Annotated in this window: 5 protein-coding genes and 1 pseudogene; 5 read left to right on the top strand and 1 reads right to left on the bottom strand. The window is 60.2% G+C overall.

Annotated features, from left to right (window positions below; all coding sequences use genetic code 11):
- Window positions 1-91: 91 nt before the first annotated feature.
- Window positions 92-373, top strand: a pseudogene (locus ACODTW_RS17305) (transposase); the annotation flags it as partial.
- A 368-nt stretch (window positions 374-741) separates the two neighbouring features.
- Here the strand turns inward: ACODTW_RS17305 and ACODTW_RS17300 are convergent.
- Entirely contained in the window at window positions 742-1,377 is a 636-nt protein-coding gene (locus tag ACODTW_RS17300) for a TetR/AcrR family transcriptional regulator (RefSeq protein ID WP_488947304.1), read from the bottom strand.
- Window positions 1,378-1,520: 143 nt separating this feature from the next.
- Between ACODTW_RS17300 and ACODTW_RS17295 the strand changes: the two genes are divergently transcribed.
- From ACODTW_RS17295 to ACODTW_RS17280, 4 genes are all read left to right on the top strand, one after another.
- Window positions 1,521-3,488, top strand: coding sequence for a flavin-containing monooxygenase (locus tag ACODTW_RS17295; RefSeq protein ID WP_488947303.1), 1,968 nt, complete (start codon window positions 1,521-1,523; stop codon window positions 3,486-3,488).
- 36 nt (window positions 3,489-3,524) lie between these two features.
- Window positions 3,525-3,944, top strand: coding sequence for a VOC family protein (locus ACODTW_RS17290; protein ID WP_488947302.1), 420 nt, complete (start codon window positions 3,525-3,527; stop codon window positions 3,942-3,944).
- 130 nt (window positions 3,945-4,074) lie between these two features.
- Complete coding sequence (locus tag ACODTW_RS17285) at window positions 4,075-5,136, top strand: hypothetical protein (protein WP_488947301.1); 1,062 nt, start codon at window positions 4,075-4,077, stop codon at window positions 5,134-5,136.
- A 33-nt stretch (window positions 5,137-5,169) separates the two neighbouring features.
- Window positions 5,170-6,150 carry a thiamine pyrophosphate-dependent dehydrogenase E1 component subunit alpha gene (locus tag ACODTW_RS17280; protein WP_488947300.1) on the top strand — a complete coding sequence of 327 codons (981 nt, stop codon included), beginning with the start codon at window positions 5,170-5,172 and terminating at the stop codon, window positions 6,148-6,150.
- Window positions 6,151-6,155: the final 5 nt, after the last annotated feature.

Raw genomic sequence — 6,155 nt, 5'->3', positions numbered from 1 at the left:
CGACTGAGATGCGCCAATCCAGGCGCACGGGACCTCACAGAACCCTCCAGATTCCATTGGCTATCGGAATGTGATTCAACGAGGTCTCTGGAAGAGGAGAGACGTCGTCATCCTCGACAATCTGGGAAGCCACAAGGGAAAGGAAGCCCGCAAGGCCGTCCGCGACGTCGGTGCGCGCCTCCTGTTCCTGCCGCCATACAGTCCCGACCTCAATCCAATCGAGATGATGTTCGCCAAGCTCAAGACGCTCGTCCGAAAAGCCGACGAAAGAACCATCGAAACCACATGGCGACGCATCGGAACCTTGCTCGATAGCTTCAAGCCAGATGAATGTGCCGCATACATCCGTCATGCAGGATATGATTCAATTTAAACCAGACAGACTCTAGCTTGAGGGTGGATTGCTTGTGCTGATCGAGCAATGAGCTGACAGTTATGGCCACACCCGCCCTCGCGAGGGCGGGTGTGGCCATGTGGCCTCTGGTGGGGTTTGATGGAGTTGCGAGCAACATCAACCCTGAGACCGGAGCACGTCATGACTACGGCAGAGAAGGTAGCACGAGGCGTACAGAGTATAACTCACTCTTCGTCCATGCAGGGCATGGCTTGCAACAAACCGAGAATCACCCCGCACAGAAAATAACGATGTATTCTTGAATCGTCAAGCTTGACTACGAGTATTTGGTCCGATAATTTATTTAATTATCGGACCAAATATACCATATCCTTTCAAAAAGAAAACTAATTAACTCCCGATAAATACTGAAATCCATTCAGAAAAACTCCCGTTACCTGGTCAGCATGCACTTTCATGGCTTCCTCAGATGGTACGGGGTCGCCAAAGATCATGACCCGTTGCCATTTCCCCAAGGCCATGACTACGAAATGGGCCGCCAGTTCGCTGGCGGTGTCACCATCGACGCCATCGTCACGCAAGATCCGGGCCACCGGTCCCACCTGATAGCGGTAGAACTGAACACGGGCCATTTCCTGAAGCTCGCGGAATGCCAATCCCTCCCGATAGATCAGCCGAGCCATCTGCATATTCAGGTCTCTGAATAGCTGAATCTGCATTTTCAATGCAAACCCGCTCAGCCGTCCCCGTATGTCCCCGGTATTATCGGTGACCTGAGGCTCTATCTCCTCTGAAATCCTGTCCAGGCAAGCACCGAACAAAGCAATCTTGTCAGGATAGTGATTGTAGACAGTCCGCGTGGAGACCTTGGCACGTTCCGCGATGACACGTACGGAGGCACCATGGAAACCCGTATTTACGAACTCCTGTAACGCCGTGTCCAGCAGCATCTGAAGTTTTTGTCCCGCTTCCTCCGCGCTGGGCCGTCCTGCCCGGCGGGCCTTCTTTGTCTGGCCGTCCATGCTGCTCTGTCCCCGCCCCGCCCGCATCTGATGCACCCTCGATGCCATCTGTCGGCCTGAATTTCCACATTGACTAATTACAACGATAGCTGTAATTAAATCCCACTAACAATGAAAATCAAATAACTTCACGGGAGGCATGAATGCCGGATACCCTGACCTCGGCCGACACGCTGGACCGGGCGATTGATGCGCTGGATCCTGTCGTCGCCTTGCTGTCCCTTATCCAGATCACCGGCGACCGCACGTTGCTGGCCAAGTACAGCTCCGCCCTGGAGGGCACGCAGCACCAGTTGAAGGAGGCTTTCGTCGCCTTCAATCAAGCCCCGCCGCCCAGCGCCGCGTCGCTGGAGGTGGCGGGCCAAGTGCGCGACCTGTTGCGCACCGCCGTCAAATCCGGCCGTCCTTCCATCCTGCCGCATCTCGACCGTCCGCTGTTCCGGCAGATGGCGCGGCTGGCGCTGGGGCTGGACCTGCCGGAAATGTCGATCGAACCGGCCTTCCAGCATGGCGGCTTCACCGCCGACACCCGCGTGCGCCAGCCGCAGCGCACCCCGCCCGCCGGTTTCAAGGTGCTGGTAGTAGGTGCCGGCATGATGGGCATCAATGCCGCCGTGAAGCTGCAGCAGGCCGGTTTCGATTATCAGGTGATCGAGCGGCTGCACGATGTTGGCGGCAACTGGCTGGAGAACACCTATCCGGGCGCTGCCGTCGATACGCCCAGCCGGGTCTATTCCTTCTCGTTCGAGCCCAACGCCTCCTGGACGAAATATTACCCCAATGGCCCGGAATTCCTCTCCTATCTCGGCCGTGTAACGGACAAGTATGGGTTGCGGGAACGGATCGATTTCAACACAAAGGTCGAGGGTGCAGTCTGGGACGAAGAAACCAAGCTTTGGCGGGTCGAGGCGGTCCGCGACGGACAGAAGGTCACCTATAGCGGCAATATCCTGATCATGGCCGTGGGGCCAAACAATGCCCCCAACTTCCCCAAGGTCGACAATCTCGACCGGTTCAAGGGCAAGGTGATCCATTCGGCGCAGTGGGATTATTCGGCCGACCTGACGGGCAAGAAGGTGGTTTTGATCGGCACCGGCTGTTCCGGTGTCCAGGTCGCCACGGCCCTGGCCGATACGGTCGGGGACATGACCATCGTCCAGCGCCAGCCTGAACATGTCATCCCCAACCCCGCCGCCCATGACCCGGTCGATGATCTGGAACGCTGGGCGATGGAGAATATTCCCTTCGTGGTGCAGTGGAAGCGCCTGCAGAGCCTGTCCAGCTCGCTTCAGGACATGCATGGCATGGTCATGAAGGACGAGGAATATGCCAAGCAAACCGGTGGTTTCGGTCCCATCAATGATGGCATCCGCATGATGTGCGACGGCTATCTGAAAAGCCATTTCCCCGACGATCCTGAAATGGTCAAGCTGCTGACCCCACCCTATCCGGTCTTCGCCAAGCGGCCGATCCTGGATTGCGGCTTCTTCGACACGCTGAAGAAGCCTAATGTCCACATCGTCCGGGGCGAATTGACAGCCGCCGACGAGAATGGCGTGATCCTGGCAGACGGCACCCACCTGCCCTGCGACGCGCTGCTGCTGTCCACCGGCTACAAGCTGCATTTCGGGCGGCAATTCGCCATCACCGGCCGGAATGGCCGGACCTTGAAGGAAACGTTCGAGCCCTACCCCTTCTCCTATGAAGGGCTTTTGGTGCCGGGCTTCCCGAACTTCGTGCTGATGGGCGGCCCCTACAGCTTTCTGGTCGCCAACCATGCCGTGGTCAGCGAGCAGCAGGTCCATTACATCCTGGAAATGCTGCAATGGATGGTCGATGCACAGTTGGACAGCATCGATGTCAGCGAGCGGGCGACCCAAGCCTTCGTCGAGGAAATGGACAGCGAACTGTCCAAGACGGCCTGGGTCAATTGCGGCAATGCCCACGGCTATTACCGTGACCAGGGCAAGAAGGTCATTCTGGCCGTCCCCCGACACAATTCCCACATCTGGCACGTGCTGCGCAGTCCTCGGACGCAGGATTTCAACACCACCGTCCGGCCCGATGCAGAACCGGCGCACATGCCCGAGATGAAGCTGCTGACCATCTGAAGACGGCACGGCGCATAAAATTCCAGGGAGGAGCCCATGACGAACACCATTCCGCACGCGGCCACCAGCGACGCCCATTTCAGCTTCTGCAAGATCATCGTGCATGATCTGGACGGGCTGGGCCGCTTCTATCAGACGGTTTTCGGGCTGGTGGAGATGTACCGGGTGGACGCCGACATCGCCGGCCGGCCAATCAGCGAGATCACCTATCTGCCCACATATCCCTATGGCGGGTCGCTGACCCTGCTGAAGTTCAACGATGCGACCGGGCCGGCGCGCGGGGAATCCATTGCGGGCTTCACCACGACGGATATCCAGGCTCTGGTCGATCGCGTGGTCGCGGCCGGCGGCAGGATCGCCGATCCGATCCGATCCATGCCCGAACACAAGCTGCGCGTCGCCTTCATCGAGGACCCGGAAGGGCACCTGACCGAAGTGGTGCAGATGGATGCCTGACCGGCGTCCATCTGCCCATACGACCACCACGACATCGACACGACCCTGCCCGCCCCAACCGCCGGGGCGGGAACGGGATGCTGTTGCCCCAACCCTGGCCACCGCTACCAGCCCCCGTGGAGCCCCCGCCATGATCCGTGAACTTGCCGAGCAGTTCCGCCCCGTCGCCCCGCCGCAGATCATCGAAGACGCCTATACGGCCGACCAGCATCGCCGCCTGTTGCAGATCGTGCGCGACAATGGCCCCTGGCCGCTGATCTTGGCCGAGAATTTCAAGACGCCGGAGGAAGTCATCGCTGCCACATCCGGCACCATTCCAGAAGGGGTGGAACTGACCTGGGACATGATCATGAACCCGGTGTTCCGGGGTTATCTGGCCCGCGCCGGCGTCTGCTTCCACCCGGAAATCGAGGATTGCTACTACAATTCCCGCTTCCTTGAACTGGTCCGGAATTATTGGGACTGCCGCTATGCGGAGCCGGAGACGTTCCTGTTCAATATCCAGGGACCGACCCCCATCGGCGGGCCGCCGCATCTGGACGGCACCGTGTTCCGTGGCATGACCATGGAAAACACGCCGCTGTGGCTGCTGTTGACCATGAACAAGTCGTGCCTGTTCAAACATTGGCAGGCCAAGAAGGGCCAGATCATCGCCTGGTACTACAAGGGTCGGATCGGCGGCGGCTTCAATTGCTGGCCCGACGGTCCCAGCGGGGCGCCGGTTTCGATCAACGGCCCGTTGTGGGGCCGCGCGGTGGTGGTAGAGAACGAACGCATGTTCCATCATGGCCAGGCCTGCGGCCCGGTCGCCCAACGCAAGCCGAAGGGACTGGACATCACGTCAACCTTCGGAGCCGATCCCGATGATCCGACCGGCTGGCAGATCGAAACCTTCGGCAAGGTGAACCAGAAGGTGCCAGAAGCGGACATGCGCTTCCTGGTCCATTGGGGGGCCAAGCTCTACAAGGATTTCGGCGAATTGAAGGTCGCCTACGACCATACTGACGACATCACCGCCGATCAGGCGCTGAACATCCTGGTGGATGACATGCGCAGGCGCGGCATCGCCTTCGAGATGCCGACCGATCCGATGAACGACCGCAAATTCATAGGCTTGGTCAGTCAGGTCTACGACATTGGCGGGCCGACCAATATCCCACCCGACGCCATCGACGAGCCGGCAGCCGCCTGACCATGCCCGAATGACGCAAGCCAGGAGGAAACGATGAGAAACGATATCGGCAGCGAGGCCTATCTGCGCATGCTGCGCATCCGAGGCTTCGAAGAGGCGGTGACCGGTCTGATCACCGAGGGTAGCGTACCCGGCGCCTGCCATTCCAGTGCGGGTCAGGAGGCAGCGATCGTCGGCGCCTGCATGGCGCTGCGCCTGGATGATTATATGTCCGGCACCCACCGTTCGCACGGGCATCCCATCGGCAAGGGGGCGAACCTGAAGCCGCTGATGGCCGAAATCCTGGGCAAGGCCACGGGCATCTGCAAGGGGCGCGGCGGGTCGATGCACCTGACCGACAAATCCGTGGGCAGCATCGGGGAATCCGCCATCGTCGGCGGCGGCATCCCCCTGGCGGCTGGTGCGGCGCTTAGCGCCCAGGTGCGCGGTACCGACCAGGTGGCGCTGACCTTCTTCGGCGACGGCGCCGTGAACGAAGGCGTGTTCCACGAATCCCTGAACATGGCCTCCATCTGGAAGCTGCCGGTGATCTTCTTCTGCGAAAATAACGGCTACGCCGCCGTGACATCCGCGACGAAGACCCATGGCCAGCCCGATGTGGCTCGCCGCGCCGACGGCTATGGCATGCCAGGCATCATCGTCGATGGCCAGGATTTCGATGCGGTTTATGCCGCCACGGTCGAGGCCGTGGCACGGGCGCGGCGGGGAGACGGTCCGACCTTGATCGAAGCGAAGACCTATCGCTTCGACGAGCATTGCGTCGGCCTGTTCATCAACGGCAATTATCGCCCGGCTGAGGAAATCGCTCATTTCAGAAATGAACGTGACCCGCTTCGCTTGCTGCGCACCCGGCTGGTGGAGAACGGCGTCCCAACCGACGCGCTGACCGAGATCGAGGCCCGTGCCGCCGCCGCCGTGGAAGAGGCCGTGTCCTTCGCCAAGGACAGCCCCTATCCCGAACCGGAAGAGGCGTTCGAGCTTGTCCACGCCAATGCCATTCCCATCCGCCGGTAACGGGG

It is taken from the genome of Niveispirillum sp. FG148 (genome assembly GCF_057809655.1).
The sequence above is the reverse complement of the archived record's forward strand: the minus strand, read 5'-3'. Positions and strand labels throughout refer to the sequence as shown.